Raw genomic sequence first — 24,944 nt, forward strand, 5'->3', positions numbered from 1 at the left:
CAGACGACCGAGTTCCTTCGCCAAACGCATCAAGTCCTTCCATATTTTCACTAGCCAACCCCGCCCACTTCGCAGATATTGGCGCGGTTCCCCCGACCCCGGTCGCCTTCCTTCTTCTTTCTTCCCGACTCCCCCGCGGAGCGCGCCCATGTCCGAAGTCCACACCTCCGTTTCCCTGCCCTCCGAAGTCGAACAACTGCTCCAGCGCCTGGGCGTGCCGCGCGAGTCCCACGTCGGCGGCACGCTGACGGTGCGCTCGCCGCTCACGGGCGAGGTGATCGCGCAGGTCGCGCAGACCACGCCGGCCGCGGCCACCGAGACCATCGCGCGCGCGCATGCGGCCTTCAAGGCCTGGCGCGCGGTGCCGGCGCCGCGGCGCGGCGAGCTGGTGCGGCTGCTCGGCGAGGAACTGCGCGCGGCCAAGCGCGACCTCGGCCGGCTGGTCACGCTCGAGGCCGGCAAGGTGCCGTCCGAGGGCGCGGGCGAGGTGCAGGAAATGATCGACATCTGCGACTTCGCGGTCGGCCTCTCGCGCCAGCTCTACGGCCTCACACTGGCCACCGAGCGCGCCGAGCACCGGATGATGGAAACCTGGCATCCGCTGGGCGTGTGCGGCGTGATCTCGGCCTTCAACTTCCCGGTCGCGGTGTGGTCGTGGAACGCGGCGCTGGCGCTGGTGTGCGGCGACCCGGTGGTGTGGAAGCCGTCCGAGAAGACGCCGCTGACCGCGCTCGCGGTGCATGCGATCGCGGCGCGCGCCATCGAGCGCTTCGGCGCCGACGCGCCCGAGGGCCTGCTCGGCCTGCTGCTGGGCCAGCGCGACATCGGCGAGCTGCTGGTCGACGACCACCGCGTGGCGGTGCTGTCGGCCACCGGTTCCACCGCGATGGGCCGCCAGGTCGGTCCCAAGCTCGCGGCCCGCTTCGCGCGCGCCATCCTCGAACTCGGCGGCAACAACGCGGCCATCGTCACGCCCTCGGCCGACCTCGACCTCACGCTGCGCGCGATCGCCTTCGCGGCCATGGGTACGGCGGGCCAGCGCTGCACCACGCTGCGCCGCCTGTTCGTGCACGAGAGCGTGTACGACAAGCTGGTGCCGCGCCTGATCAAGGTGTATGGCGGCGTGAAGGTCGGCGATCCGCGCGAGGCCGGCACGCTGGTCGGTCCGCTGATCGACCGCGCGGCCTTCGAGGGCATGCAGAAGGCGCTCGACGAGAGCCGCGATGCCGGCGCGATCGTGCATGGCGGCGGCCGCGTCGACGGTATCGGCGGTGCCGAGGCCTACTACGCGCGCCCGGCGCTGGTCGAGCTCAAGGCGCATGCCGGCGCGGTGCTGCGCGAGACCTTCGCGCCGATCCTCTACGTGGTGCGCTATGCCTCGCTCGACGAGGCGATCGAGCAGCACAACGCAGTGGGCGCGGGCCTGTCGTCGTCGATCTTCACGCTCGACATGCGCGAGGCCGAGCGCTTCCTCTCGTGCGCCGGTTCCGACTGCGGCATCGCCAACGTCAACATCGGCCCGAGCGGCGCCGAGATCGGCGGCGCCTTCGGTGGCGAGAAGGAAACCGGTGGCGGCCGCGAGGCCGGCTCCGACAGCTGGAAGGCCTACATGCGCCGTGCGACCAACACCATCAACTATTCGACGGCACTGCCCCTGGCGCAAGGCGTGACCTTCGACATCGGCGACTGATTTCCCGCGACGCAGGCATCGGCCGCGGCGGCGCATGAGCGTCGCCGCGGGCGGATGCCTGCGCGAGCGCCAGACCCATCACCACAACGACGAGGAGACGACGACATGAACTTCATTCCATCCCTGCACCCGCTCAAGGCCGCAGCCGCCACGCTGCTGCTGGCCCTGGCCGCCACGGCCGGTGCACAGCAACCGGCGCCCGCGGGCACGCTCGAGAAGATCGCCGCCAGCGGCAAGGCGGTGCTCGGCGTGCGCGAGGCCTCGCCGCCCATGGCCTACATGCTGGGCGCGGGCGAGAAGTACGTGGGCTACCACGTGGAGCTGTGCGAGCGCGTGCTCAAGGACATCGTGCCGGCCGCGAAGCTCGAGTACATGGCGGTCACCGCGCAGAACACCATTCCGCTGGTGCAGAACGGCACGCTCGACATCGGCTGCGGCCCCACCACCAACAATCTCGCGCGCCAGCAGCAGGTGGCCTTCGCGCTCACCACCTACGTGAGCGAGGTGCGCATGGCCACGCGGGTCGACTCGGGCATCACCACGCTCGACCAGCTCGCTGGCCGCACCGTGTCGGCCTCGACCGGCACGACGGCGGTGCAGCTGCTGCGCAAGCGCGAGCGCAGCAACAACGTGAGCATCAACACCATGCTCGGCAAGGACCACCTCGAGAGCTTCCTGCTGATGGAGTCGGGCCGCGCCGATGCCTTCGTGCTCGACGACAACCTGCTGGCCGGGATCATCGCGAACTCGAAGAACCCGACGGCCTACCGCATCGTCGGCGAGCCGCTGGGCTCGGAGCCGATCGCGCTGCTGTTCCGCAAGGACGACCCGGCCTTCAAGGCAGCGGTCGACGGCGCGCTGCGCCGCCTCATGAAGAGCGGCGAGCTCGAGCGCATCTACACCAAATGGTTCGTGGCGCCGATCCCGCCGAAGAACACCAGCCTGAACCTGCCGATGAGCGCGGTGCTCAAGCAGCTGGTGCTCGAGCCCAACGACAAGCCGCTGGAGAGCTACGCCAAGTGAGTCCCGCTACCGCCGCTTCTTCCTCCTCGGACTTCGTGCCGGCGCAGCGCGTGCGCGCGCTCGGCGTGTCGGAGATCCTGCGCATCACCGACCATGCCAATGCGCTCAAGCGCGCGGGCCGCCCGGTGATCGTGCTGGGCGCGGGCGAGCCCGACTTCGACACGCCCGACAACGTGCGCGAGGCCGCGGTGCGCGCCATCGGGCGCGGCGACACGCGCTACACGGTGCTCGACGGCAGCCCGGCGATGAAGGCGGCGGTGCAGCTCAAGTTCAGGCGCGACAACGCGCTGGACTTCGGCCTCGACGAGATCAGCGTGAGCGCGGGCGCCAAGCAGGTGATCTTCAACGCGCTGATGGCCAGCCTGGATCCGGGCGACGAGGTGATCCTGCCCGCGCCCTACTGGACCTCGTACGCCGACATCGTGCGCATCTGCGGCGGCGTGCCGGTCGGCGTGCCCTGCGGCGACGCGCAGGGCTTCCGGCTCGAGGCCGCGCAGCTCGAGGCAGCAATCACGCCGCGCACGCGCTGGCTGTTCCTGAACTCGCCCTCGAACCCGAGCGGCGCGGCCTACGGCGCCGATCAATTGAAGCCACTGTGCGAGGTGCTGCTGCGGCATCCGCGCGTGTGGGTGCTGGCCGACGACATCTACGAGCACATCCTCTACGACGGCCTGGCCTTCGCCACGCCGGCGGCGGTGGAGCCGCGGCTGCGCGAGCGCACGCTGACGATCAACGGCGTGTCGAAGGCCTATGCGATGACCGGCTGGCGCGTGGGCTACGGCGCCGGGCCGCGCGCGCTGATCGCGGCGATGGCCGTGGTGCAGAGCCAGACCACCTCGTGCCCCTCGTCGGTGAGCCAGGCCGCGGCGATCGAGGCGCTGACCGGGCCACAGCAGATCGTGGCCGAGCGGCGCGACGACTTCCAGCGCCGGCGCGACTTCGTGGTGGCCGCGCTCAACCGCATCGACGGCCTGCATTGCCCGCGCCCCGAGGGCGCGTTCTATACCTTCGCGTGCTGCGAGGGCCTGCTGGGCCGGCGCACGCGCCGCGGCGCGCTGCTGGCCAGCGACGCGGACTTCTGCCGCTACCTGCTCGAGGATTTCGAGGTGGCGGTGGTGCCGGGCAGCGTGTTCGGGCTGGCGCCTTATTTCCGCATCTCGTACGCGACCTCGATGGCGCAGCTCGAGGAGGCCTGCGCGCGCATCGCGGCGGCCTGCGCGGCGCTCGAATGAATCCGTCCTTCTTTCTTCTTCTCCCTCGCATCGGAGCCCTCTCGTGACCCCCACCTCCCGCACCGGCGGCCAGCTCCTGGTCGACCAGCTCGTCCTGCACGGCGTCGAGCAGCTGTTCTGCGTTCCCGGCGAAAGCTTCCTCGCGGTGCTCGATGCGCTGCACGACGCGGCCATCGCCGTCACCGTCTGCCGCCAGGAAGGCGGCGCCACCATGATGGCCGAGGCCCAGGGCAAGCTCACCGGCCGGCCCGGCGTCTGCTTCGTCACGCGCGGCCCGGGCGCGACCAATGCCTCGGCCGGCGTGCACATCGCGCACCAGGATTCGACGCCGCTGCTGCTGTTCGTGGGCCAGGTGGCGCGCGAGGCGCTGGGGCGCGAGGCCTTCCAGGAGCTCGACTACGGCGCGGTGTTCGGCACCATGGCCAAGTGGGTGGTGCAGATCGACGACCCCGCGCGCGTGCCCGAGCTGGTGTCGCGCGCCTTCCACGTGGCGACCTCGGGCCGGCCCGGCCCGGTGGTGATCGCGCTGCCCGAGGACATGCTGACCGAGGCCGCCGCGGTGGCCGATGCGCTGCCCTACGCCGTGACCGAAACCCATCCGGGCGCGGCGCAGCTCGCCGAGCTGCAGCAGCGCCTCGCGCAGGCCGAGCGGCCGGTGGTGGTGCTCGGCGGCAGCCGCTGGTCGGCCGAGGCCACGCGGCAGTTCGCGCAGTTCGCCGAGGCCTTCTCGCTGCCCGTGTACTGCTCGTTCCGGCGCCAGATGCTGCTGTCGGCCGAGCATCCCTGCTACGCGGGCGACCTGGGGCTGGGCGCCAATCCGCGCATGCTGCAGCGCATCCGCGAGGCCGACCTGGTGCTGCTGGTCGGTGGCCGGCTGTCGGAGGTGCCGTCGCAGGGCTACGAGCTACTGGCCATTCCGCAGCCCGCGCAGGCGCTGGTGCACGTGCACGCCGATGCCGACGAGCTCGGCAAGCTCTACCGGCCCGCGCTGGGCATCCATGCCACGCCGCGTGCCTTCGCCGAGGCGGTGGCCGGGCTCAAGCCGGCGCAGGCGCCGGCCTGGAAGTCGCGCACGGCCGAGGCGCGCGAGGAGTTCCTGCGCTGGAGCGATCCGGCGCCGATCCGCGTGCCGGGTCCGCTGCAGATGGGCGAGGTGATGCAGCACCTGCGCGAGGTGCTGCCGCACGACACCATCTTCTGCAACGGCGCGGGCAACTTCGCGACCTGGGTGCACCGCTTCTGGCCGTTCCGCGCCTTCGCGAGCCAGCTCGCGCCCACCAGCGGCTCGATGGGCTACGGCCTGCCGGCCGGGGTCGGCGCGAAGCGGCTGTGGCCGCAGCGCGAGGTGGTGGTGTTCGCGGGCGACGGCGACTTCCTGATGCACGGCCAGGAGTTCGCGACCGCGGTGCAGTACGGGCTGCCGATCCTCGTGGTGCTGCTCGACAACGCCATGTACGGCACCATCCGCATGCACCAGGAGCGCCACTACCCGGGCCGCATCAGCGCCACGCAGCTCAAGAACCCCGACTTCCGCGGCTATGCCGAGGTGTTCGGCGGCCACGGCGAGCGCGTGACCAGCACCGCCGAGTTCGGCCCGGCGCTCGCGCGTGCGCGGGCCAGCGGCAAGCCCGCGATCCTGCACTGCGTGCTCGATCCGGAGGCGATCACGCCGTCGACCACTTTGCAGGCGATCCGCGATACCGCGCTCGCGAAGAGCGCCTAGCGCAGGCCGCCGATGTACTTCGGCGGCGGCTGCCGCCCGCTGCCGTCGGGCAGCCGCGCCGCGGCCTCGAGCCGCGCGGCGCGTGCCAGCGGCTCCATCGCCTGCTCGAGCCGCAGCGCGATGGCCGCGAGCTCGTCGTCGTGGGTCTCGGCCGCGTGCGCGCGCGCGAAGCGCACCATCTCGGTGGCGTACTCGGCATTGACGGCCATCCACTCGGTGTCGGTCACGCGGCCGTGCTTGCGGCGCAGCGCCACGTGCAGGCGTGCCGCGAGCGCGATGCGCTCGCTCTCGGACAGGACGTGGCCATCCATCTCGGTTCAGCCTCCGATGTGTTCGCGGTGCTGGGCCAGGTCGAGCCCCTGCACCTCGCTGTCGGGATCGACGCGCAGCCCCACCAGCGCGCGCACCAGGAACAGCACGATCGCGGTGCCGGCCGCGCTGTAGACCGCCACGCCGCCGACCGCGATCGCCTGCGTCAGCACGTTGCCGCTGGCGCCCGAGATGGCCTTGTCGGCGAACACGCCCGTGAGCAGCGCGCCCACGATGCCGCCGATGCCGTGCACGCCGAACACGTCGAGCGAATCGTCCGCGCCCAGCAGGCGCTTGAGGCCGGTGGCGCCCCAGTAGCAGGCCAGGCCGGCGATGGCGCCGATGGCCAGCGCCGAGGGCGGCGTGACGAAGCCCGCGGCCGGCGTGATCGCCACCAGCCCCGCGACCAGGCCCGAGCACAGGCCCAGCAGCGAGGGGCTGCGGCGCACCGTCCACTCGGCGATCATCCAGCTCGCGGCGCCCGCGGCGGCCGCCACGTGCGTGACCAGCATCGCGAGGCCCGCGCGCCCGTCGGCCGCCACCGCCGAGCCCGCATTGAAGCCGAACCAGCCCACCCACAGCAGGCTGGCGCCGGCCATGGTGAAGGCCAGGTTGTAGGGCTCGAAGGGCTCGCGGCCATAGCCGCGGCGCGGGCCCAGCGCATAGGCGCAGACCAGCCCCGCCACGCCCGCGTTGACGTGCACCACCGAGCCGCCCGCGAAGTCGAGCGCGCCCATCTGCGCGAGCCAGCCGCCGGGCTCCCAGACCCAGTGCGCGATCGGCGCATAGACCAGCACGCTCCACAGCAGCGCGAACCACAGCACGGCCGAGAAGCGCATGCGCTCGACGAAGGCGCCGAGCACCAGCGCGGTGGTGATGATCGCGAAGCTCAGCTGGAACATCGCGTAGACCGTCTCGGGCACGTTGGGCGCCACGTGGCTCACGGCCAGCGTGCCGGCGTCCTTCAGGTAGTCGAAGCCCGCGAACCAGAAGCGCCCGGTGCCGCCGAGCCAGGGCCAGCCGGGCGTGAAGGCCAGCGAGTAGCCGAGCGCGAACCAGGTCAGCGACACCACCGCGGCGATGGCGACCACGCAGGCCATGGTGGCGAGCACGTTCTTGCGCCGCACCATGCCGGCATAGAAGAGGGCGATGCCCGGCAGCGTCATCAGCAGCACCAGCACCGTGGAGGTCATCATCCACGCGGTGTCCGCGGCGCTGATGGAGGCTTGCGGTACCAGGGCCATGGCGGCGGTCTCTTCTTGGAGTGGTGGTCCGGACTCTGTGCACAAGTCGTGCCACCATCGTTAACCGCATGAAACACTTTGGTTTGCTACGCCGTGCGCGAAAGTAAGGCAAAGCGGGTAATTCCCAATGCACTGCGGCGGTGCACCCCCTAAAGTCCAGCCACTCGCGAACGGGCCCTGCTCGTGCTGCCGAGGGCCGAGGAGACAAATTCCCGATCGACAAGAACAATCATCCAAAAGGCTACATTCGAGAGCCTGGTTCACAGATTGAAAAGCGCCGCTGGTCGGCGCTTTTTTTTTGCCTGTCGCTGTCGCATCGGTGCCCCGAATTCTTGTGGTGAAAAGTGGCGGAGCGGCTCGCGGCATCTCTGTTTGTAGCTACTCTTTTGATAGCGATTCCGGTGCGACAATCGCGGCCATGGAAATGTGGCTGATGACCGCGGCCTCGCTGCTCGCGGGGTTCGTGGATGCGATCGTGGGTGGGGGTGGACTGATCCTGGTGCCGGCGCTGTTCGCCGCTTTCCCCGGCGCGCCGCCGGCCACGTTGCTGGGCACCAACAAGAGTGCGTCGATCTGGGGCACGGCCGCTTCGGCGGCGCAGTTCAGCCAGCGCGTGCAGATGCGCTGGGGCGCGCTGTGGCCGGCCGCGCTGGCCGGTTTCTGCGGCGCGCTGGCCGGCGCCTGGGGCGTCACCCAGTTCCCGGGCGACTTCCTGCGCCGTGCGCTGCCGGCGATCCTGCTGGCGGTGCTGCTCTATACGCTGGCGCGCAAGGACATGGGGCGCCACCACGCGCCGCGCTTCACCGGCCGCGCCGAGACGCTCGCGGCCTGCAGCATCGGCCTGGGGATCGGCGTCTACGACGGCTTCTTCGGTCCCGGCACGGGCAGCTTCCTGGTGTTCCTGTTCGTGCGCTGGATGGGCTACGACTTCCTCAACGCCTCGGCCTCGGCCAAGGTCATCAACGTGCTCACCAACGGCGCGGCGCTGCTGCTGCTCGCGCTCAAGGGCCACGTCTGGTGGCACTACGGGCTGGCGATGGCGGTCGCCAACGTGGCCGGCAGCCTGATCGGCACGCGCGTGGCGCTCAAACATGGCGCGGGCTTCGTGCGGATCGTGTTCATGGTCGTGGTCAGCGTGCTGATCCTCAAGACCGCGTACGACGCTTTCCTCAAATGAAAAAGGCCCCGGGGCGAACCGGGGCCTTTGCTTTCGCCGGATGCGCGGTGGCGCTCAATCCTCGACGAAGGCTTCCTCGCGCTTCGACTTCACGGCCGGCAGCAGCACGATGCCCAGCAGCAGCGCCGCGGCCACCAGCAGGCCGGCCGACAGCGGCCGCGTGACGAACACGCTCCAGGCACCGCGCGACAGCAGCAGCGCGCGGCGCAGGTTCTCTTCCATCATCGGCCCGAGGATGAAGCCCAGCAGCAGCGGGGCCGGCTCGGTGCGCAGCTTGAGGAACAGGTAGCCGACGAAGCCGAAGATCGCGACCATCCAGACGTCGAAGGTGTTGTTGTTGGTCGAGTACACGCCGATGGCGCAGAACAGCACGATCGCCGGGAACAGGAACTTGTAGGGCACCGTCAGCAGCTTGATCCACATGCCGATCAGCGGCAGGTTCAGGATGATCAGCATCGCGTTGCCGATCCACATCGAGGCGATCAGGCCCCAGAACAGCTCGGGGTTGCTGGTCATCACCTGCGGGCCCGGCTGGATGTTGTGGATCGTCATCGCGCCCACCATCAGCGCCATCACGGCGTTGGGCGGAATGCCCAGCGTCAGCAGCGGGATGAAGGAGGTCTGCGCGCCGGCGTTGTTGGCCGACTCGGGCGAGGCCACGCCGCGGATGTTGCCCTTGCCGAAGGGCACTTCGCCCGGGCGCATCTTGATCTTCTTCTCGAGCGCATAGGCCGCGAAGGCCGCCAGCAGCGCGCCGCCGCCCGGCAGGATGCCCAGGGCCGAGCCGAGGGCCGTGCCGCGCAGCACCGCGGGCGTCATGCGCTTGAAGTCGTCCTTGGTGGGCCACAGGCCCTTGACCTTGTGCGTGAAGACCTCGCGCTCGTCGTCGGGCTGCGAGAGGTTGCCGATGATTTCGCCGTAGCCGAACACGCCCATGGCGATCACCACGAAGCCGATGCCGTCGGTCAGTTCGGGGATGTCGAAGCTGAAGCGCGCCACGCCCGAGTTCACGTCGGTGCCGACGATGCCCAGAAGCAGGCCCAGCACGATCATCGCCACCGCCTTGAGCAGCGAGCCCGAGGCCAGCACCACGGCGCCGATCAGGCCCAGCACCATCAGCGAGAAGTACTCGGCCGGGCCGAACTTGAAGGCCAGCTCGGTCAGCGGCGGCGCGAAGGCGGCCAGGATCAGCGTGCCCACGCAGCCCGCGAAGAACGAGCCCAGGCCCGCGGCCGCGAGCGCCGGGCCCGCGCGGCCCTGCCTTGCCATCTGGTAGCCGTCGATGCAGGTCACGACCGAGGACGACTCCCCGGGCAGGTTGACCAGGATGGCGGTGGTGGAGCCGCCGTACTGGGCGCCGTAGTAGATGCCGGCCAGCATGATCAGGGCCGAGACGGGCGGCAGCGCGTAGGTCGCGGGCAGCAGCATCGCGATGGTGGCGACCGGGCCGATGCCCGGCAGCACGCCGATCAGCGTGCCCAGGATGCAGCCGACCAGGCAGTACAGCAGGTTGGTGAAGGTGAAGGCGACGCCGAAGCCGGTCGCGAGGTTGTGGAACAGTTCCATGGCGGTGTGCTCCTCAACCGGCGATGAAGGTGGGCCAGACCTGGATCTGGAGCTTGAGCGCCCAGATGAAGGCCACGTAGCTGCCCGCCGCGAGGATGGTGGCGAGCACCAGCACGTCGCGCAGGTTGAAGTGTTCGCCCGCCATGCTCGAGATGATGGTGAGCGCGTAGATCGCGATGATCATTCCCATGGCCGGCAGGCCGATGCTCGGCAGGCCGCCCAGCAGCACGCCGAACGCGAGGTTGGCGCCCAGCACGTAGGCCAGCGGCTTCCAGGCCCATTTGCCGATCGGGTCGCCGTCGGTGGTCTCGACCACCATGGCCTGGAACATGATCCCCAGCCCGAGCAGTGCGAGCAGGATGCCCAGCATGAGCGGGAAGTAACCGGGACCCATGCGGGCCCCGTCGCCGATGTTGTATGCGGTGGCGCCGATGGCGAAGGCGCCGCCCACGGCCGTGAACATGACTCCTGAAAAGAAGTCGGCCTGGCTCTTGATTTTCATGTCTCTCGACCCTCTGTTTTGGAGGGATGAGGGTCGTTTCCGGCGGCTGACCGCTGGCTGACCTGACCGGTAGGGACTAATGCGTAGCGCTTACTACGGGTAAGCCCGCGCGGCCACGATGCCCGGGTGGCGCAGAAACGAAAAAAGCTCCCGAAGGAGCTTTTTCAGTGAAAGGCAGCAGGGCCGCCATTCGATGGGGTGCGAGGGCTTAGTAGCCGCCGCGGCCGTAGCCGTCGTCGCTGCCACCGCCGCCGCCGTAGCCGCCACCGCTGCGGCCACCGCCGCCGCCGCCGTAGCCGCCGCCACCGCCGCTGCGACCACCGCCGCCGCCGCCGTAACCGCCGCCGCCGCCACCACCGCCGTAACCGCCGCCACCACCACCGTAGCCGCCGCCACCGCTACGGGGCGGGCGGGCTTCCATCGGACGGGCTTCGTTCACGGTCAGGGCGCGGCCCTGGACCGGCTGGCCGTTCAGGCCGGCGATCGCGGCTTGCGCCTCGGCGTCGGTACCCATTTCCACGAAGCCGAAGCCCTTGGAGCGGCCGGTGTCACGTTCCATCATGACCTTGGCGCTGACGATGGCACCGTAGGCGCCGAAAGCTTGCTCCAGGTCGTTGTCACGGATCGAGTAGGCGAGATTGCCCACGTAAAGTTTCTTGCCCATGAAAGGGACTCCTCAACTCAAAAAAACCAAATAACAGAAAAAGCGATGGAGTCCCAGAATCACAACAAACAAAGGCGCTGTGCGCGAAACTGACCGATCACCGGATAACGTGCACGGGAGCCGATGGCTCACTGACACGTAGCGGCGATTATCCCGGTTTGGCCGGGAAATCAAGCTTTTAATTGCACATTCATCGGGAAACCTCTGATCCCGACGGGCGGTTTCGCAACGGTTTGAGCAGGCCGGAGAGCCCGTTGTGGTCTATTTCATGCATCAAGGCGAGCAACCGGCCGATCTCTCCCGGGGGAAAACCCTCGCGCGCGAACCAGGTCAGGTAGTTGCCCGGCAGGTCGGCGATCAGCGTTCCCTTGTATTTGCCGAAGGGCATCGCCAGCGTGACCAGGCGCTCGAGGTCCTCGGGCTTCATCAGCGGCCTCCCGCGCGCTTGACCGTGTGGCCCAGCTTCGTGAGCGTGGCGATCACCTGTTCGCGGTGGTCGCCCTGGATCTCGATCGTGCCGTCCTTCACCGTGCCGCCGGTGCCGCAGGCCGCCTTGAGCTGCTTGCCGAGCGAAAGCAGGGCCGCCGCGTCGAGCGCCACGCCCTTCACCACGGTCACGCCCTTGCCTTTTCTGCCCGCGGTCTCGTGCGACACACGCACAATGCCATCGGCGGCGCGCAGCCGCGCCTGCTCGGCGAGGTCCTTGCAGCGGCATTGCGCCAGCGGTTCGCCGCAATCGGGGCACATGCGGCCGCCGGCCTCGGTTGAATACACCAGCCGGGTGGCCGCCGGGTTGTCCTTGTGGGTTGCCATGTTCTTGCGTTCTCTTCGTTCCCGATTTCTTTTCCACCAGCCCAGACGAGCCTTTCCGATGCACCTGCCGCCCGCCTTCTTCCGTGGGGAGACCGCCGCTTGACCGCTGCGTCCACCCCGTCCTTCGCATCGCTGGGGCTGGCCCCGGCGCTCGTGCGCGCCGCCGCCGAACGCGGCTACGCCGAGCCGACCGCGATCCAGGCCGCGGCCATTCCCGCGATTCTGCAGGGACGCGACCTGCGCGGCTCGGCCCAGACCGGTTCGGGCAAGACCGCGGCATTCTCGCTGCCGCTGCTGCACCGGCTGGCCGCCGACTCGGCCGGGGGTGAGCGCCGGCTTCGCGCGCTGGTGCTGGTGCCCACGCGCGAGCTCGCGGCCCAGGTTGGCGAGACTCTGCGCGACCTGGCGCGTGCACTGCCCGACCGGTTGCGCATCGCGGTGGTGTTCGGCGGCGTGTCGATCAATCCGCAGCTCATGGGCCTGCGCGGCGGTGCCGACCTGATCGTCGCCACCCCGGGCCGGCTGCTCGACCTGGTCGAGCACAACGCGCTGCGGCTCGACGCCATCGCCACGCTGGTGCTCGACGAGGCCGACCGCCTGTTCGACCTGGGCTTCGCCGAGGAGCTGGGCCGCATCTTCGCGCAGCTGCCGGCGAAGCGGCAGAACCTGCTGTTCTCGGCCACCTTTCCCCAGGCCATCCAGGCGCTGGCCGACCGCATGCTGCGCGACCCCGAAACGATCGACGTGCAGGGCGAGCCCGGCACCGCGCCCGACATCGTGCAGCGCGCGATCGAGGTCGACAGCACCCGCCGCACCCAGCTTTTGCGCCACCTGCTCGAGCAGCACGGCGAGGCCTGGGGCCGCGTGCTGGTCTTCGTCGCCACCCAGCATGCCGCGCAGACCGTGGCCGAGAAGCTCTACCGCCACGGCATCTATGCCGTGCCCTTCCACGGCGACATCTCGCAGGGCGCGCGCACCGACATCCTCGACCAGTTCAAGCAGAGCCGCTGGGACGTGGTGGTGGCCACCGACCTGGCCGCGCGCGGCCTCGACATCGCGCGGCTGCCGGTGGTCGTCAACTACGACCTGCCGCGCTCGCCCACCGACTACGTGCACCGCATCGGCCGCACCGGCCGCGCGGGCGAGAGCGGCCTGGCGATCAGCTTCGTGACGCCGGCCTCGGAGGCGCATTTCCGCCTGATCGAGAAGCGCCAGGACCGGCGCGTGCCGCGCGAGCGCATCGAGGGCTTCGAGCCCACCGAGGTCGCGCCGCCCTTGGTCGACGCGAGCGGCACGGGCGGGATCAAGGGCACGCGGCCGAGCAAGAAGGACAAGCTGCGCGCGGCGCAGGCCGCGGAAGCGGCGAAGGCTTCGCCGTCACCCGGGAAGGATCACTGAAGCCTGGCACGCAGCGCGGCCACGAGGCGAGGTGGCTGTCCAGCTCTAGAAACTGTCCTCCGGCGATGTCGCCGTGAGGGAGAGAGCCCGCCAATTCCAGTCGCCGGGCTGGCGTGCGTCCATGCGCCAGTCGGCCACCAGGCGCTCGCCGCGCGCCAGTTCGTCGGCCGACATCCGGGCCTGGATGGTGTTTCGCCGCGGGGCTGCCCGGGGCTCGCCCGCGCGGTCGGACAGCGTGTAGAGCGCCCAGGCTTTCGCCAGGCCATCCGGCGCCGCCTCCAGCACGCTGCCCAGCAGAAGCAGGCCTTGCGGCTGGCCGCGGCTCGCTCCTTCGCGCAGCCAGTCCAGTGCCGCCTTGGGATCGCGCGGCGCATCGCGTCCGAACAGGTACATCTGGCCCAGGATCGTCTGCGACACCGGGTCGCCGCCGCGCGCGGAGGCGGTGCGCCACTGCAGCGCGCGTTCCGCGCTCTTTTCCACGCCGGCGCCCTGGGTGTAGATCTCGGCCAGACGGCGCTGCGCATAAGGGTCCCCCAGGTCCGCGGCGCGTCGGTACAAGGCATGCGCCTCGACCGGATCCGCCGGGACATCCTGGCCCGCCGACAGCATGTCGCCCAGGTTGTCGAGCGCGGTGACGTCGTCGAGATCGGCCGCCTTCCGGAACCAGCGCATGGCTTGCGTCGCATCCCTGGGCACTCCGTAGCCCTTGTCGTGATAGATGCCCAGCCACGCCATGGCGGGCGCGTCGCCGCGAGCCGCCGCCTGGCGCAGCCATTCCATGCCTTCCTTCGGATCGGCCGGGATGCCATCCCGCGCGCGCACGACGAAGGCGGCGATCGTTCGCTGGGCCTGCAGCAGGCCCTGGGCGGCAGCCTTGCGCCACCACGACAGGCCGAGGGCGCGATCGATCTTCACCGACACGCCATGGCAAGGCTGGCCACCGGCATACAGCATGCCGAGCAGGAACTGCGCACGCGGCTCCCCGGCCTCCGCCGCCCGCTGCAGCCAGTCGTGCACGTTCTCGTTGCGATCGACGGTTCTCTGGGGACCGCTTCCCTCGGCCAATCCCATGTGCTCGCAGTAGGCGACCGCGAGCCGCGTCAGGTTCTCCGTGCCGAGCGTGTCGAAGCGGCCTTCGAGCGCGGCCTGCCGAAGCGGCTCCAGCCCGGCCTTGTCCGCGGGGCGTAGCGCATAGCCTTCGAACATGAGGCTGACCTTGCCCTTGGCGCGCAGCAGGATCAGTGCGTCGCTGGCATCGACCCGGCCGGCGCGTGCCGCGCGCGACAGCAGCTTGTAGGCCATGTAGTCGTCCTGATGGCGGCTGTCGTCGCGGGCATGGATGCTGCCCAGGTAGAAGGCCGCATCCGGGTCGCCGAGCTCGGCCAGCGGCTGCAGTTGGGCCACGGCGGCATTGAAGTCCCGGGCCCGGTAGGCGCGCACGCCGGCATCGAGATCGGCGGCGGCGACGCCGAGGGACGCGGCGGCTCCCAGGATGAATGCGCAGACGCGGGCGGCAAGCAGCTTCATGGGCAAGGAGGGGCGGAGACGACAGGTCGGGCAGACGCTGCGCGATGGTAGTCGCCATCACGATGTGCTCGAACGGGGCCGCGGGTGCCGTGCCGCTCACCGCGCGGGCAAGCCGCCGGCGGAATGCCGAGCCCGCGCGCTCAGTGCCCGTGGAACTGCGCCGGCGGGTACGACGCCAGTTCCGCCAGCAGCAGCGTCCACGCGCGCGCGCCCTGCTGGATCGATGCGAGCCGGAAGAACTCGTTCGGCGCGTGCACGTCCTCGTCGGGCAGGTTGAAGCCGAACATCAGCGTGTCGATGCCCAGCGTCTCCTTGAACAGCGCGGTGACCGGCACGCTCGCGCCCAGGCGCACATGGATCGGCCGGCGGCCGCTCTCGCGTTCGAGCACGGCCTCGGCCGCGCGCACCAGCGGATGCGCGGGCGCGAGGGTGGAGGCCGGTGAGCCCTCGTGCAGCGCGACGGTCTCGAGCGTGCAACCCGGCGGGCAGTGCGCCTGAAGGTGGCGCAGCACGGCGCGGATGACGGCGCCCGGATCCTGGCCCGCGACCACGCGCGCGGTCAGCTTGGCGCCGGCCTCGCAGGGCACGATGGTCTTGCCGCCCTCGCCGGTGTAGCCGCCCCACAGGCCGTTGATGTCGAGCGCGGGGCGCAGCGTGATGCGCTCGCGCGCGCTGTAGCCGGGCTCGCCGTGGTCGCTGCCGCCCACGTCCGCGAAGAAGGCGGCCTCGTCGTAGGGAAAGGCCGCGGTGTCGGCGCGCTGCCGCGGCGTCAGCGGCTGCGCGCCGGCATGGAAACCCTCGACCGCCACGCCGCCGTCGGCATGGTGCAGCGAGGCGATGAGCCGCGCCATCTCGTGCAGCGCGTTGCGCACGCCGCCGCCGTAGCGGCCCGAGTGCAGGTCCTTGTGCGCGCTGCGCAGGCGCACCTCGAGCTGCGCATTGCCGCGCGCGCCGGTGTTGATCGTCGGCACCTCGGCGCTCGCGCGGCCGCCGTCGGCCGACAGCACCGCGTCGGCCCGCAGCAGCGCGCGGTGGCGCTCGACCAGGCGGCGCAGCGAGGGGCTGCCGGTCTCCTCCTCGCCCTCGAGGAAGACCTTGATGTTGACCGGACAGCCGCCGCGCACCGCGAGGAACGCCGCGATGGTCTCGAGCGCGATGGTGGTCGAGCCCTTCACGTCGGAACTGCCGCGCGCATAGAGCCGGCCGTCGACCGTGGCCGGCTCGAACGGCGGCGTGCGCCACAGCGCGAGCGGGTCGGCGGGCTGCACGTCGTAGTGGCCGTAGACCATCAGGGTCGGCGTGCCGGGCGCGCCGTTCCATTCGCCGTAGACCGCGGGCTCGCCGCCGCCATCGAGCAGCTGCACCTCGTGCAGGCCGATGGCGCGCAGCCGCTCGAGCAGGAAGCGGCGCGCCGTGTCCATGCCGGGCGCGAAGGCCGGGTCGGCACTCACGCTGGGAATGCGCAGGAAGTCCTCGAGCCAGGCCACGATCGGCTGCTGGCGCGCCGCGAGGTGGTCGATGACGGCCTGCGTGTCGGCGTCGGCGAAAGGGGAAGCGGTGGAATGCATGGTGGTGTTCATCAGTAGATCGGCGGGAACACGCTCGGCCCCCACAGCGTGTCGCAGCGGTGCGTGCGCTCGAAGTCACCGCGCGTGACGCCGATCGCGGGATAGCCGAAGGCGATCAGCGCGGGGTCGGCCGGGGAGGCGAAGCGCGGCCAGGGCGTGGCGACCGGCGTGCCCCGGTTCGGATCGCCGCTGCGCACGAAGTTGAGCAGGTAGCTGCTCATCTGCGCGGCGAGCGCCCGGCGCTGCGTGGCCACGACGGCATCGCCGCCCGCGGCCGTGGTGTCGGCGGCATCGAGGTACGGATAGCCCGCGAGCTGGTCGGCCATGTCGCCGAAATAGAAGCTGTCCATGCCGTGCGCGCTGCCGTAGTAGAAGGCCGAGGGCCTGGCGGGGAAGGACAGCACCGGGTCGGTGAACTCCCAGCCGTAGACCGGCACCCAGGCCGAGAGCGCGCCGCGCCGCGCGCTGTTGCCGCAGGCGTACATGCCGTCGCCGATGGCGCGCGCGACGCCCTGCGCCGGCACCGCGAAGCGAGAGAGCGGGTAGGCCGCCTCGATGGCCGTGGTGTCGAAGCCCGCGGGCGCGAGGCCGCGCAGGTAGAACGGGTAGATGTCGGCGCCGAGCTTGCTGTCGACGAACAGGGTGCCCTCGTCGTACACGCCGCCGATCATCACCGGCACCTGGTTGAAGTTGCCGCTCTCGAAGGCGCGCGCCGGCACCTGCGTGAGCACCTGCGCGTCGACCGTGGGCCGCCACTTGCTGCCGCCCACGGCCAGCAGCGCCGAGGCCGGCAGGCCGCGCAGGCAGGCGACGGTGGCGGCGTCGTCGGCCTGGCCGGCGCAGCCCAGCTTCGCGACCGCGGCATCGCCGATGCCCAGCGCCGTGTCCATGCCCTGGTTCGAGTACTCGCCGCCACCGCCGCTCTGCATCACGGCGCGGTGGAACAGGCCCCGGGCCTTCGGCGACTGCAGCAGCGAGAAGCTCTGCGTGGCGCCGGCCGAGGTGCCCCAGATCGTGACCTTGCCCGCGTCGCCGCCGAACGAAGCGATGTTGCGCTGCACCCATTCGAGCGCGGCGATCTGGTCCATCAGCGCGAAGTTGCCGAGGCTGCCGTCGCGGTTGAGCGCGCGCAGCGAGCGGTTGGCGAGGTAGCCGAGCGCGCCGAGCCGGTAGTTGAAGCTCACCACCACGACGCCGCCGCGCGCCGCGAGCGTGCCCGAGGCCTGCGAGCCCGAGCCGAGCACGAAGGCGCCGCCGTGGATGTAGACCAGCACCGGCAGCCGGTCGCCGGGCTTCGCGTCCGCGGGCTTCCAGACATTGAGATAGAGGCAGTCCTCGGCCGAGCGGCCGTCGACATTGGTCTCGGGCGCCTGCAGGCAGGCGGTGCCGAAGGCCTGGGCCTGCAGCGTCGCGTCGTGCGCGGCGGGCGGCCGCGGCGGTGCCCAGCGCAGGTCGCCGACCGGCGGGCGTGCATAGGGAATGCCCAGGAAGGCGACCAGCCCGTCCTGGCGCTGGCCCGCGACCGGGCCTTCGGTGGTGCTGGCGAGCGCGGGATCGGGCGCGGCCGGCGGTGGCGGCGCGGGCATGGCGACCGGTGGCAGCGCGAAGTTCGCGGCACCGCCGCCTCCGCCGCCGCAGGCCGCGAGGGCGGTGCACAGGATCGCGGCCAGGGCCAGCGGCAGGGCGCGACGAGGCGCCCTTCGATCGAGGGTCGTCATGAGTCTCCTTCGGGCCGGCGAGCGGCCTCTCTCGGTGGTTGGAGGAAGAAAAAAAGAAGCTGCAGCGCTCAGGGCGACTCGTAGCCCACGGTGCGCACCAGCTCGCGGTAGCGCGCGATCTCCGCGCGGTAGAACTTCTCGGCCGCCTCCAGGCTCATCGGCTGGAAGATCGTCTTGGCCTGCGCCTCGAGCTGGGCGCGCGCATGGGCATTGGCGAGCCCGCTCTCGATCGCGGCGTTGAGCCGCTCGGCCACCGGCTGCGGCGTGCCCTTCTTCACCGCGTAGGCGGTCCAGATGCTGAAGTCGAAGCCCTTCATCGACACCGAGTCCGCGCTCGAGGGCACGTCCTCGAACGGCGCCGGCAGCCGGCCGCCCGAGAGCGCGCCGATCACGCGCAGCTTGCCCTGGCGCGCGTAGTCGGCATAGAAGGCCTGGTAGGGCATGAAGGCGAAGTCGATCTGGCCGCCGAGCAGGTCCTGCAGCAGCGGCGCGCCGCCCTTGTAGGGCACGTGCGTGGCGTTCGCGCCGGCGCGCTTGGCGAACAGCTCGCCCAGCAGGTGGTAGAGCGTGCCCGGGCCGGTCGAGCCGTAGCTCAGCGGCGCGTCCTTGCCGCGGGTGCGCGCCAGCGCCACCAGCTCGTCGAGCGTGCGCGCGGGCAGCTTGTCGTTGACCACCACCACCAGCGGCGAGATCGCGACCGGCGCCACCAGCTGGAAGTCCTCGGGGCGGTAGCGCACGCTTCGGTTGACCATGCCCGAGAGGATCAGCTCGCTGGGCGAGCCCTGGAACAGGGAGTGGCCGTCGGCCGGTGCCGCGAGCACCTTGTTGGCGGCGATGGCGCCGGCCGCGCCGCCGAGGTTCTCGACGATCACCTGCCCACCCAGCGCCTTGGCCACCGGCTCGGCGAGCGCGCGCGCCGTGAAGTCGCTGGCCGCGCCGGCCGGGTACGGCACCATCAAGGTGACCAGCTTCGAGGGAAAGGCCGCGGGCTGCGCCCAGGCGCCGGTGCCCACGGCCGCAAGACCGGCGAGGGCCACGGCGAGCGCCAGGGCGCCGCGGCGGCGGGACAGCCCGGACGACAGCCGGGAGAAGCGTTGCGAGAAGCCGTGCATGGGGCGATTCCTTGGGTCGAAAGCAGTACGCGACGGATGCTAGAAATCGCCCCTCTATCTGTCCAATGCATTGTTTTTCTGCTTATCATGATCTGGACTCATGATCGGCACGCCATGAACCTGCAGCAACTCGAGCACCTGCTCGCGCTCGCCGAAACCGGCTCCTTCAGCCGCGCCTCCGAGAAGGTGCACCTCACGCAGCCCGCGCTCAGCCGCAGCATCCAGATGCTCGAGCAGGAGCTCGGCATGCCGCTCGTCGACCGCATCGGCAAGCGCAACGAGCTCACGCCCTTCGGCGCGATGGTGCTGGCGCGTGCGCGGCGCATCTCGAGCGAGGCGCAGGAGCTGCGCCGGGCCGCGGCGCTGTTGAGCGACGGGCAGGCGGGCCAGTTGCGGCTGGGCCTGGGCGCCGCGCCGGGCGCGCTGTTCTCGGCGCCGCTGCTGATCCACATGCTGCGCGACTACCCGCGCGTCGGCCTCGAGCTGCACGGCGGCGGGCCCGAGCAGCAGCTCGCGGCGCTGCGCGCGCGTGCCATCGATGCGCTGCTGATCACCTACCGCGCGCTCTCGCCGAGCGAGGACCTGCGTATCGAGGTGCTGCCCACCCTGCGCTCGGGCTTCGTCTGCCGGCGCGACCATCCGCTGGCGAAGCGCCTGCGCGAGGCAGGCGCGCTGGCCTTCGCCGAGCTCGCGCGCTTCCCGCTGATCTCCACGCGCGTGAGCGACGACGTCGCGCGCCGCCTGGTCGAGCGCTACGGCAGCGAGGCCAGTCCGCAGCGCTGGTTGCAGGTGTCCTCGGAAGAGATCGGCGTGCTGGTGGAAGCCGTGCGCAACACCGACGCGATCTTCCTCGGCGTGCTCGCGGTCACGCGCGCGCTGCGCGACGGCGGCGAACTGGTCGAACTGGCCGTGGCGCCGCAGGCCGGGCTCGATGCGCAGTTCGCCTTCGTCACGCTCGAGGGCCGCACCGAGGCGCCCGCGCTGCAGATCGTGCGCGGCTTCTGCATGGCGCTGGCGCGCAGGGAGTCGGCGGCCGAACAGGGGTAGCGCCGAGGTGCCGCTGTCAGCTGGGGTCGGCCGCGAAATCCACCTGGTGCCGCGCGATCCGCAGATCGCCGAGCGCCTCGCGCACGCGCAGGTGCGCCGGATGCGTGGCATAGCCGTCGAGCGCGGCCTGGCTGTCGAACTCCGAATAGAGCACCACGTCGCAGGCATAGGCGACGCGGCTCGAGTCGATGCCGACCTCGATGCGCAGCAGGCCCGGGATCCGGCCGCGCAGCGATTCGAACTGCTGCTTCACGAACTGCGTGGCGCGCGCCTTGTCCTCGGGCGTGTCGGCGCGCAGGTCCCACATCACGATGTGCTTGAACATGGCGCGGGGATGCTGGCCTGCTGCGGCCAGGGGGAATGGAAGACGAGGATCACGCGAGGGCTCCAGCTCCCGCGGATCAGGAAGGAGCCCGCGGCGTGCGGACGATGGTATGCAGGCGCGGCGCGAAAGACCGCGTCGCCGCTGGAGAACAGTTTTCCGCTGGCGGCGCTCCGGCTTCAGTCGCGCGGCGGCCGCTTCGCGATGCCCATGGTCTTCGCGAGGATGCCGAGCATCACCTCGTCGGCGCCGCCGCCGATCGAGGCCAGGCGGCCGTCGCGGTACAGCCGCGAGACGCGGTTCTCGAGCGTGAAGCCCATGCCGCCCCAGAACTGCAGGCAGGTGTCGGCCACCTCGCGCGTGAGCCGGCCGGTCTTGAGCTTGGCCATCGAGGCCAGCTCGGTCACGTCCTGGCCCTGCACGTGCAGGTCGCAGGCGCGGTAGGTCAGCGCGCGCAGCGCCTCGACCTCGGTCTTGAGCTCGGCCAGCTTGAACTGCACCCACTGCTGGTCGGCCAGCGTGCCGCCGAACAGCTTGCGCTGCTGGGCCCATTCGATGGTCTGCGCGATGCAGTCGTCCATCGGCTCGAGCGAGCTGGCCGCGCACCACAGCCGCTCTTCCTGGAACTGCTGCATCTGGTAGACGAAGCCCTGGCCTTCCTCGCCGATGCGGTAGCGCTGCGGCACGCGCACGTTGTCGAAATAGATCAGGCCGGTGTCGCTCGAGTGCATGCCGATCTTGCGGATCTTCTTCGCCTTCTCGATGCCGGGGCTGTCCATCGGCACGATCACCAGCGATTTGTTGCGGTGCACCGGGCCGTCGCCGGTGTTGACCAGCATGCACATCCAGTCGGCCTGCAGGCTGTTGGTGATCCACATCTTCTGGCCGCTGATGAGGTAGTCGTCGCCGTCCTTGCGCGCATGGCTCCTGAGCCCGGCCACGTCGCTGCCCGCGCCGGGCTCGGACACGCCGATGCAGCCCACGGTGTCGCCCGCGATCGCCGGCGCGAGGAACTCGTGGCGCAGCGCGTCGCTGCCGAAGCGCGCGAGCGCGGGCGTGCACATGTCGGTCTGCACGCCGATCGCCATCGGCACGCCGCCGCAGCTCACGTGGCCCAGCGCCTCGGCCAGCGCCATCGCGTACGAGTAGTCGAGGCCGGCGCCGCCGTAGGCCTCGGGCTTGTTGAGGCCCAGCAGGCCGAGGTTGCCGAGCTTCTTGAAGACCTCGTGCGCGGGAAAGGTCTCGGCCGCCTCCCACTCGTCGACGTGCGGATTGATCTCCTCGTCGATGAAGCGGCGCAGGGTCTTCTGGATCTCGAGGTGTTCGTGCGTGTAGTGCATGGTGTCCGTACGGGCGGGGCGCTCCCGGCCCCGATCGCAGGAACTCTAGGCGCGCCCCGGCCGTGGGGCTTGCGCCAACTAGCTGGTGCGCGCGCGGCGCGCGGTGGCCGGTGCCGGCCGCGCGTTCGAGGCGGCCGAGATCGGCGACTCGATGCTGTTGCCGGTGAGCACCCAGTAGATGAAGATCAGCACCGCGCCGGCCGTGCCGAACACCGTGAGGCCCATGTAGCTGCCGCCGATCGCGAGCGCGTCGACCGGGGCGGCGGCGGTGCAGACCATGGTGGCCGCGCTCATGCCCACGTAGTGCATGGTGCAGACTGCCAGGCCCATCACGGCCGCGGCGCCGATCTGCAGGCTCAGCTTGCGCACGTTGAAGGCCAGCCACAGCGCGGCGGCGGCGGCGCTGATGGCGATCAGCACCGACAGCCCGACCGCCATCGGATCGAACTGCATCGACGCGCGCATGTTCATCGCGAACATGCCCATGTAGTGCATCACGCACACGCCCAGGCCCGCCAGCAGGCTGCCCGCGAGCCAGCCCGCGCTGCTGAACTTGCGGCGCCCGCCCGCGAGGTAGAGCGCGATGCCCGAGATCAGGATCGCGGCCACCAGCGAGACCACGGTCAGCGGCATGTTGTAGGCGATCGAGACCGGCAACCGGTACGCCAGCATGCCGATGAAGTGCATCGACCAGATGCCGATGCCGCCGAGCGCCACCGCCGCGCAGGCCACGGCCGCGAGGTTCGGGCGGCCGTCGGCGCCGACCATGCGCCCGGCGCAGATCAGCGCGGTCAGCGAGCCGGCGAAGGAAATGAAGTACGACAGTGCCACCAGCCCCAACGAGTATTCGGGCGACAGCAGCTGGCCTGCGACGAGCGGTGTCATGGTTGTCCTTTCGACAGGAAGACGGCACCGCTCGCCCCCGGAAATCGGTGGTACCGGACCGTTCCGGGCGAGTTTGTAATGTTTGTTTTTAAAAGTAAACTGGTTTTTTACAATTCTGTTTAGATTACTTTTCTCTTAATTTTTCAGCGCTGAGGCCGGATCCGGTATATCGCGTTGTTCCGGTCCGCCGCCATGTAGACCGTGCCGTCGGGCCCGACCGCCACGCCGGTGACGACGTAGGGCGGCGGCAGTCCGGGCCCGGGCGCCAGCCCGATCGGCAGGTTCTCGGCGATGGTGCGGCGCGAGCCATCGGCCGGGTCGATCTCCACCAGCCGCCGCGCCGCGCTCTCGGCCACCACGAAGCTGCCCCAGGGCGTCTGCGCCAGGCCCTCGGGCAGCGCGAGCTTGTCGGCGATGGTGCGCAGCGGCGCGCTGGCATCGAGCGGGATGCGCAGCAGCTTGCCGGCCGCCTCGGTCACGTAGAGCGCGCCGTCGCGGCCGATCACCATCTGCACCGGCCCGTTGAGCCCGCTCGCGATCACCTGCCGCTCGGCGAACTTCGCGCCGCTCGCGCGTGTGATGCTGCCGGTGGCGATCTCGGCGTAGATCACGCTGCCGTCGGGCATCGGGATCGCATCGAACGGCGCCTTCAGGCCGTGGATCGTCTCCACCGTCTTCAGCGTCTGCCGGTCGACCAGCTGCACCGTGCCCGTGAACCACGAGCTCAGCGCGAACAGCCGCGCCGAGAGCCCGACCGCGAACGGGTACTCGAGCTCGGGCTCGCGCTGCATGCGGAACACGTCGCGCACCTCGCCGTTGCGCACGTCCACCCGCCGGAAGCCGAACACGTCGGCGACCCAGAGGTCGTTGCCGTCGAGCTTCATGCCGGCCGGCACCGCGAGCTTGCCGCCGGTGAGCGTGCGCAGCTCGCCGGTGGCGGGCTCGAAGGCCATGACCTCGTTGTCGGCCATGTTCGAGATGTAGATCGTGCCCTCGGGCGCGATCGCGAGGTTGTCGAGCGAGGGCTTGAGTTGCTTCGCGACCGTCTTGCGGCCGGTGGCGAGCTCGACCTTCACGAGCTCGCCGCTGCGCGCGTCGACCACCCAGAGATTGCCCTTGCCGTCGAGGTTGGCCGCGGCCGGGATCTGGAAACCGTCGGCGATCGGCGTGATGCGCCCGTCGGCCGGATCGATCTTCACCACCTGGTTCTTGAACCACAGCGGTCCGTAGAGCATGCCGTCGGGCCCGACCTCGAAGCCGTTGAAGCCGCCCATGTCCTTGCGGATCAGCCGCGGCGGCTTCTGGCCCGCGCGGTCGATCTCCCACAGCGCGTCGCCGAGGAACACCTGCGAGGCGTAGAGCTTGCCGTTGCGCGGGTCGAAGGCCAGGGAGTTGAGGCCGGGCAGGTCCTTGGCGAGGACGCGCATGGGGGCGGTGTCGTGCTCGCGGTAGCGCAGCATGCCCATGAGGTAGTTGGTCCAGGCCATCTCGCCTTGGGGACCGATGGCGATGTCGTCGGATTGGCCTTCGGGGGCGTCGATCAGGATCTTTGCCGCGCCGGTCTTTCGGTCGACTTCCCAGAGGGTGTTGCCCAGGACCGAGCCTGCGAGCAGGCGGCCCTTCTGGTCGATGGCCAGGCCGTGGACGCCGGAGAAGGAGGAGGGGGGGACCAGGGGCTCTGGGGGGTGCCAGGCTGTGGGTCTTGTGGTGATGAGGGGGGGTGCCGGTGCGGGTGTGGGCTCTGGTGTCTGTGCGACTGCTGGGGTCGTTGACGGTTGGCTCGTTGTGGTTGTTGTCGTGCTGCAGGCTGCGAGCCAAACGGCTGTGGCGGCGATCGCGAAGCGACGGAACAGGGGGCAGGTGGGCACGGGGTCTCCTTCTCTCTTCTCTTTGTTCGGCTTTTTTTTCGGGCGCGCGGGGGAGTCTAGGGAATGTGGAGGGGGAATTGGTCGCTGGTGAGACACGGGTTTTGGGTTTTCTTAAGGTGCTGTCTCTTGTGGTTAGGCCGTTGGCCGGGTCTCGCCCCGGCGGGCGAGTCACTTTCTTTTGCTTCGCCAAAAGAAAGTAACCAAAGAAAAGGCGAC

Annotated in this window: 22 protein-coding genes; 7 read left to right on the forward strand and 15 right to left on the reverse strand. The window is 70.3% G+C overall.

Translation table 11 applies throughout. From position 1 onward, the window contains the following. Positions 1-148 precede the first annotated feature (148 nt). From amaB to AC07RM_RS33685, 4 genes are all read left to right on the forward strand, one after another. The gene (gene amaB / locus AC07RM_RS33670; protein WP_495337239.1) at positions 149-1,690 is read left to right on the forward strand and encodes an L-piperidine-6-carboxylate dehydrogenase; all 1,542 of its coding nucleotides are present in this window, start codon (positions 149-151) and stop codon (positions 1,688-1,690) included. Positions 1,691-1,795: 105 nt separating this feature from the next. Continuing rightward, positions 1,796-2,713 carry an amino acid ABC transporter substrate-binding protein gene (locus AC07RM_RS33675; RefSeq protein ID WP_398496698.1) on the forward strand — a complete coding sequence of 306 codons (918 nt, stop codon included), beginning with the start codon at positions 1,796-1,798 and terminating at the stop codon, positions 2,711-2,713. After that, entirely contained in the window at positions 2,710-3,945 is a 1,236-nt protein-coding gene (locus tag AC07RM_RS33680; protein WP_495337240.1) for a pyridoxal phosphate-dependent aminotransferase, read from the forward strand. Before AC07RM_RS33675 ends, AC07RM_RS33680 begins: the two co-directional genes overlap by 4 nt. Before the next feature lie 43 nt (positions 3,946-3,988). Next, a complete protein-coding gene (locus AC07RM_RS33685) occupies positions 3,989-5,668 on the forward strand; it encodes a thiamine pyrophosphate-binding protein (protein ID WP_495337241.1) in 1,680 nt (559 codons plus the stop codon). Here the strand turns inward: AC07RM_RS33685 and AC07RM_RS33690 are convergent. Together AC07RM_RS33690 and AC07RM_RS33695 are read right to left on the reverse strand one after the other, a co-directional pair. Further along, positions 5,665-5,979 (reverse strand): hypothetical protein, encoded by a 315-nt coding sequence (locus AC07RM_RS33690; protein ID WP_057597260.1) that lies wholly within the window; start codon positions 5,977-5,979, stop codon positions 5,665-5,667. The genes AC07RM_RS33685 and AC07RM_RS33690 overlap by 4 nt on opposite strands. 6 nt (positions 5,980-5,985) lie before the next feature. After that, the gene (locus tag AC07RM_RS33695) at positions 5,986-7,221 is read right to left on the reverse strand and encodes an ammonium transporter (protein ID WP_495337242.1); all 1,236 of its coding nucleotides are present in this window, start codon (positions 7,219-7,221) and stop codon (positions 5,986-5,988) included. Between the two features lie 418 nt (positions 7,222-7,639). Here AC07RM_RS33695 and AC07RM_RS33700 point away from each other — a divergent pair, with 418 nt between their 5' ends. After that, entirely contained in the window at positions 7,640-8,398 is a 759-nt protein-coding gene (locus tag AC07RM_RS33700; RefSeq protein ID WP_495337243.1) for a sulfite exporter TauE/SafE family protein, read from the forward strand. 54 nt (positions 8,399-8,452) lie between these two features. On the opposite strand, the gene AC07RM_RS33705 is transcribed toward AC07RM_RS33700, so the two are convergent. The 5 genes from AC07RM_RS33705 to AC07RM_RS33725 form a co-directional block, all read right to left on the reverse strand. Continuing rightward, a complete protein-coding gene (locus AC07RM_RS33705; RefSeq protein ID WP_093351011.1) occupies positions 8,453-9,964 on the reverse strand; it encodes a tripartite tricarboxylate transporter permease in 1,512 nt (503 codons plus the stop codon). Positions 9,965-9,977: 13 nt separating this feature from the next. Next, entirely contained in the window at positions 9,978-10,466 is a 489-nt protein-coding gene (locus AC07RM_RS33710; RefSeq protein ID WP_093351008.1) for a tripartite tricarboxylate transporter TctB family protein, read from the reverse strand. A 208-nt stretch (positions 10,467-10,674) separates the two neighbouring features. Further along, a complete protein-coding gene (rbp, locus tag AC07RM_RS33715) occupies positions 10,675-11,130 on the reverse strand; it encodes an RNA-binding regulator (protein WP_093351005.1) in 456 nt (151 codons plus the stop codon). A gap of 190 nt (positions 11,131-11,320) precedes the next feature. Continuing rightward, a complete protein-coding gene (locus AC07RM_RS33720; RefSeq protein WP_057597643.1) occupies positions 11,321-11,557 on the reverse strand; it encodes a DUF3820 family protein in 237 nt (78 codons plus the stop codon). Further along, positions 11,557-11,943 (reverse strand): translation initiation factor Sui1, encoded by a 387-nt coding sequence (locus AC07RM_RS33725; protein ID WP_057597644.1) that lies wholly within the window; start codon positions 11,941-11,943, stop codon positions 11,557-11,559. Before AC07RM_RS33725 ends, AC07RM_RS33720 begins: the two co-directional genes overlap by 1 nt. A gap of 99 nt (positions 11,944-12,042) precedes the next feature. Here AC07RM_RS33725 and AC07RM_RS33730 point away from each other — a divergent pair, with 99 nt between their 5' ends. Further along, positions 12,043-13,341, forward strand: a complete 1,299-nt coding sequence (locus AC07RM_RS33730; protein WP_495337244.1) for a DEAD/DEAH box helicase — start codon at positions 12,043-12,045, stop codon at positions 13,339-13,341. Between the two features lie 45 nt (positions 13,342-13,386). On the opposite strand, the gene AC07RM_RS33735 is transcribed toward AC07RM_RS33730, so the two are convergent. From AC07RM_RS33735 to AC07RM_RS33750, 4 genes are all read right to left on the reverse strand, one after another. Beyond that, positions 13,387-14,868, reverse strand: coding sequence for an SEL1-like repeat protein (locus AC07RM_RS33735; RefSeq protein WP_495337245.1), 1,482 nt, complete (start codon positions 14,866-14,868; stop codon positions 13,387-13,389). 140 nt (positions 14,869-15,008) lie between these two features. Further along, positions 15,009-16,436 carry a dipeptidase gene (locus tag AC07RM_RS33740; protein ID WP_495337246.1) on the reverse strand — a complete coding sequence of 476 codons (1,428 nt, stop codon included), beginning with the start codon at positions 16,434-16,436 and terminating at the stop codon, positions 15,009-15,011. Positions 16,437-16,447: 11 nt separating this feature from the next. After that, complete coding sequence (locus AC07RM_RS33745) at positions 16,448-18,154, reverse strand: carboxylesterase/lipase family protein (RefSeq protein WP_495337247.1); 1,707 nt, start codon at positions 18,152-18,154, stop codon at positions 16,448-16,450. Between the two features lie 68 nt (positions 18,155-18,222). Next, positions 18,223-19,266, reverse strand: a complete 1,044-nt coding sequence (locus tag AC07RM_RS33750) for a tripartite tricarboxylate transporter substrate binding protein (protein WP_495337248.1) — start codon at positions 19,264-19,266, stop codon at positions 18,223-18,225. A 114-nt stretch (positions 19,267-19,380) separates the two neighbouring features. On the opposite strand from AC07RM_RS33750, the gene AC07RM_RS33755 reads away from it, so the two are divergent. After that, on the forward strand, positions 19,381-20,313 hold the full coding sequence (locus tag AC07RM_RS33755) for a LysR family transcriptional regulator (RefSeq protein ID WP_495337249.1): 933 nt from the start codon (positions 19,381-19,383) through the stop codon (positions 20,311-20,313). 16 nt (positions 20,314-20,329) lie between these two features. On the opposite strand, the gene AC07RM_RS33760 is transcribed toward AC07RM_RS33755, so the two are convergent. The 4 genes from AC07RM_RS33760 to AC07RM_RS33775 all read right to left on the reverse strand — a co-directional run bounded on the left by AC07RM_RS33760 (position 20,330) and on the right by AC07RM_RS33775 (position 24,347). Continuing rightward, complete coding sequence (locus tag AC07RM_RS33760; protein ID WP_495337250.1) at positions 20,330-20,638, reverse strand: Dabb family protein; 309 nt, start codon at positions 20,636-20,638, stop codon at positions 20,330-20,332. A 176-nt stretch (positions 20,639-20,814) separates the two neighbouring features. Then, positions 20,815-21,975: an acyl-CoA dehydrogenase family protein gene (locus AC07RM_RS33765; RefSeq protein ID WP_495337251.1), complete on the reverse strand. Its 1,161-nt coding sequence runs from the start codon at positions 21,973-21,975 to the stop codon at positions 20,815-20,817. 78 nt (positions 21,976-22,053) lie between these two features. Beyond that, entirely contained in the window at positions 22,054-22,860 is an 807-nt protein-coding gene (locus AC07RM_RS33770; protein ID WP_495337252.1) for an MHYT domain-containing protein, read from the reverse strand. A 143-nt stretch (positions 22,861-23,003) separates the two neighbouring features. Next, positions 23,004-24,347: a hypothetical protein gene (locus AC07RM_RS33775; RefSeq protein ID WP_495337253.1), complete on the reverse strand. Its 1,344-nt coding sequence runs from the start codon at positions 24,345-24,347 to the stop codon at positions 23,004-23,006. Positions 24,348-24,944 lie beyond the last annotated feature (597 nt).

The sequence above is a fragment of the Variovorax sp. GW821-FHT09B05 genome (assembly GCF_059418265.1).

What these genes read in the sequence shown, in the direction of transcription:
- amaB (WP_495337239.1), top strand. Translation starts at nt 149, where the DNA reads ATGTCCGAAGTCCACACCTCCGTTTCCCTGCCCTCCGAAGTCGAACAA.
- AC07RM_RS33675 (WP_398496698.1), top strand. Translation starts at nt 1,796, where the DNA reads ATGAACTTCATTCCATCCCTGCACCCGCTCAAGGCCGCAGCCGCCACG.
- AC07RM_RS33690 (WP_057597260.1), bottom strand. Translation starts at nt 5,979, where the DNA reads ATGGATGGCCACGTCCTGTCCGAGAGCGAGCGCATCGCGCTCGCGGCA.
- AC07RM_RS33695 (WP_495337242.1), bottom strand. Translation starts at nt 7,221, where the DNA reads ATGGCCCTGGTACCGCAAGCCTCCATCAGCGCCGCGGACACCGCGTGG.
- AC07RM_RS33700 (WP_495337243.1), top strand. Translation starts at nt 7,640, where the DNA reads ATGGAAATGTGGCTGATGACCGCGGCCTCGCTGCTCGCGGGGTTCGTG.
- AC07RM_RS33705 (WP_093351011.1), bottom strand. Translation starts at nt 9,964, where the DNA reads ATGGAACTGTTCCACAACCTCGCGACCGGCTTCGGCGTCGCCTTCACC.
- AC07RM_RS33710 (WP_093351008.1), bottom strand. Translation starts at nt 10,466, where the DNA reads ATGAAAATCAAGAGCCAGGCCGACTTCTTTTCAGGAGTCATGTTCACG.
- rbp (WP_093351005.1), bottom strand. Translation starts at nt 11,130, where the DNA reads ATGGGCAAGAAACTTTACGTGGGCAATCTCGCCTACTCGATCCGTGAC.
- AC07RM_RS33720 (WP_057597643.1), bottom strand. Translation starts at nt 11,557, where the DNA reads ATGAAGCCCGAGGACCTCGAGCGCCTGGTCACGCTGGCGATGCCCTTC.
- AC07RM_RS33725 (WP_057597644.1), bottom strand. Translation starts at nt 11,943, where the DNA reads ATGGCAACCCACAAGGACAACCCGGCGGCCACCCGGCTGGTGTATTCA.
- AC07RM_RS33735 (WP_495337245.1), bottom strand. Translation starts at nt 14,868, where the DNA reads ATGAAGCTGCTTGCCGCCCGCGTCTGCGCATTCATCCTGGGAGCCGCC.
- AC07RM_RS33740 (WP_495337246.1), bottom strand. Translation starts at nt 16,436, where the DNA reads ATGCATTCCACCGCTTCCCCTTTCGCCGACGCCGACACGCAGGCCGTC.
- AC07RM_RS33745 (WP_495337247.1), bottom strand. Translation starts at nt 18,154, where the DNA reads ATGACGACCCTCGATCGAAGGGCGCCTCGTCGCGCCCTGCCGCTGGCC.
- AC07RM_RS33750 (WP_495337248.1), bottom strand. Translation starts at nt 19,266, where the DNA reads ATGCACGGCTTCTCGCAACGCTTCTCCCGGCTGTCGTCCGGGCTGTCC.
- AC07RM_RS33755 (WP_495337249.1), top strand. Translation starts at nt 19,381, where the DNA reads ATGAACCTGCAGCAACTCGAGCACCTGCTCGCGCTCGCCGAAACCGGC.
- AC07RM_RS33760 (WP_495337250.1), bottom strand. Translation starts at nt 20,638, where the DNA reads ATGTTCAAGCACATCGTGATGTGGGACCTGCGCGCCGACACGCCCGAG.
- AC07RM_RS33765 (WP_495337251.1), bottom strand. Translation starts at nt 21,975, where the DNA reads ATGCACTACACGCACGAACACCTCGAGATCCAGAAGACCCTGCGCCGC.
- AC07RM_RS33770 (WP_495337252.1), bottom strand. Translation starts at nt 22,860, where the DNA reads ATGACACCGCTCGTCGCAGGCCAGCTGCTGTCGCCCGAATACTCGTTG.
- AC07RM_RS33775 (WP_495337253.1), bottom strand. Translation starts at nt 24,347, where the DNA reads ATGGCCTGGACCAACTACCTCATGGGCATGCTGCGCTACCGCGAGCAC.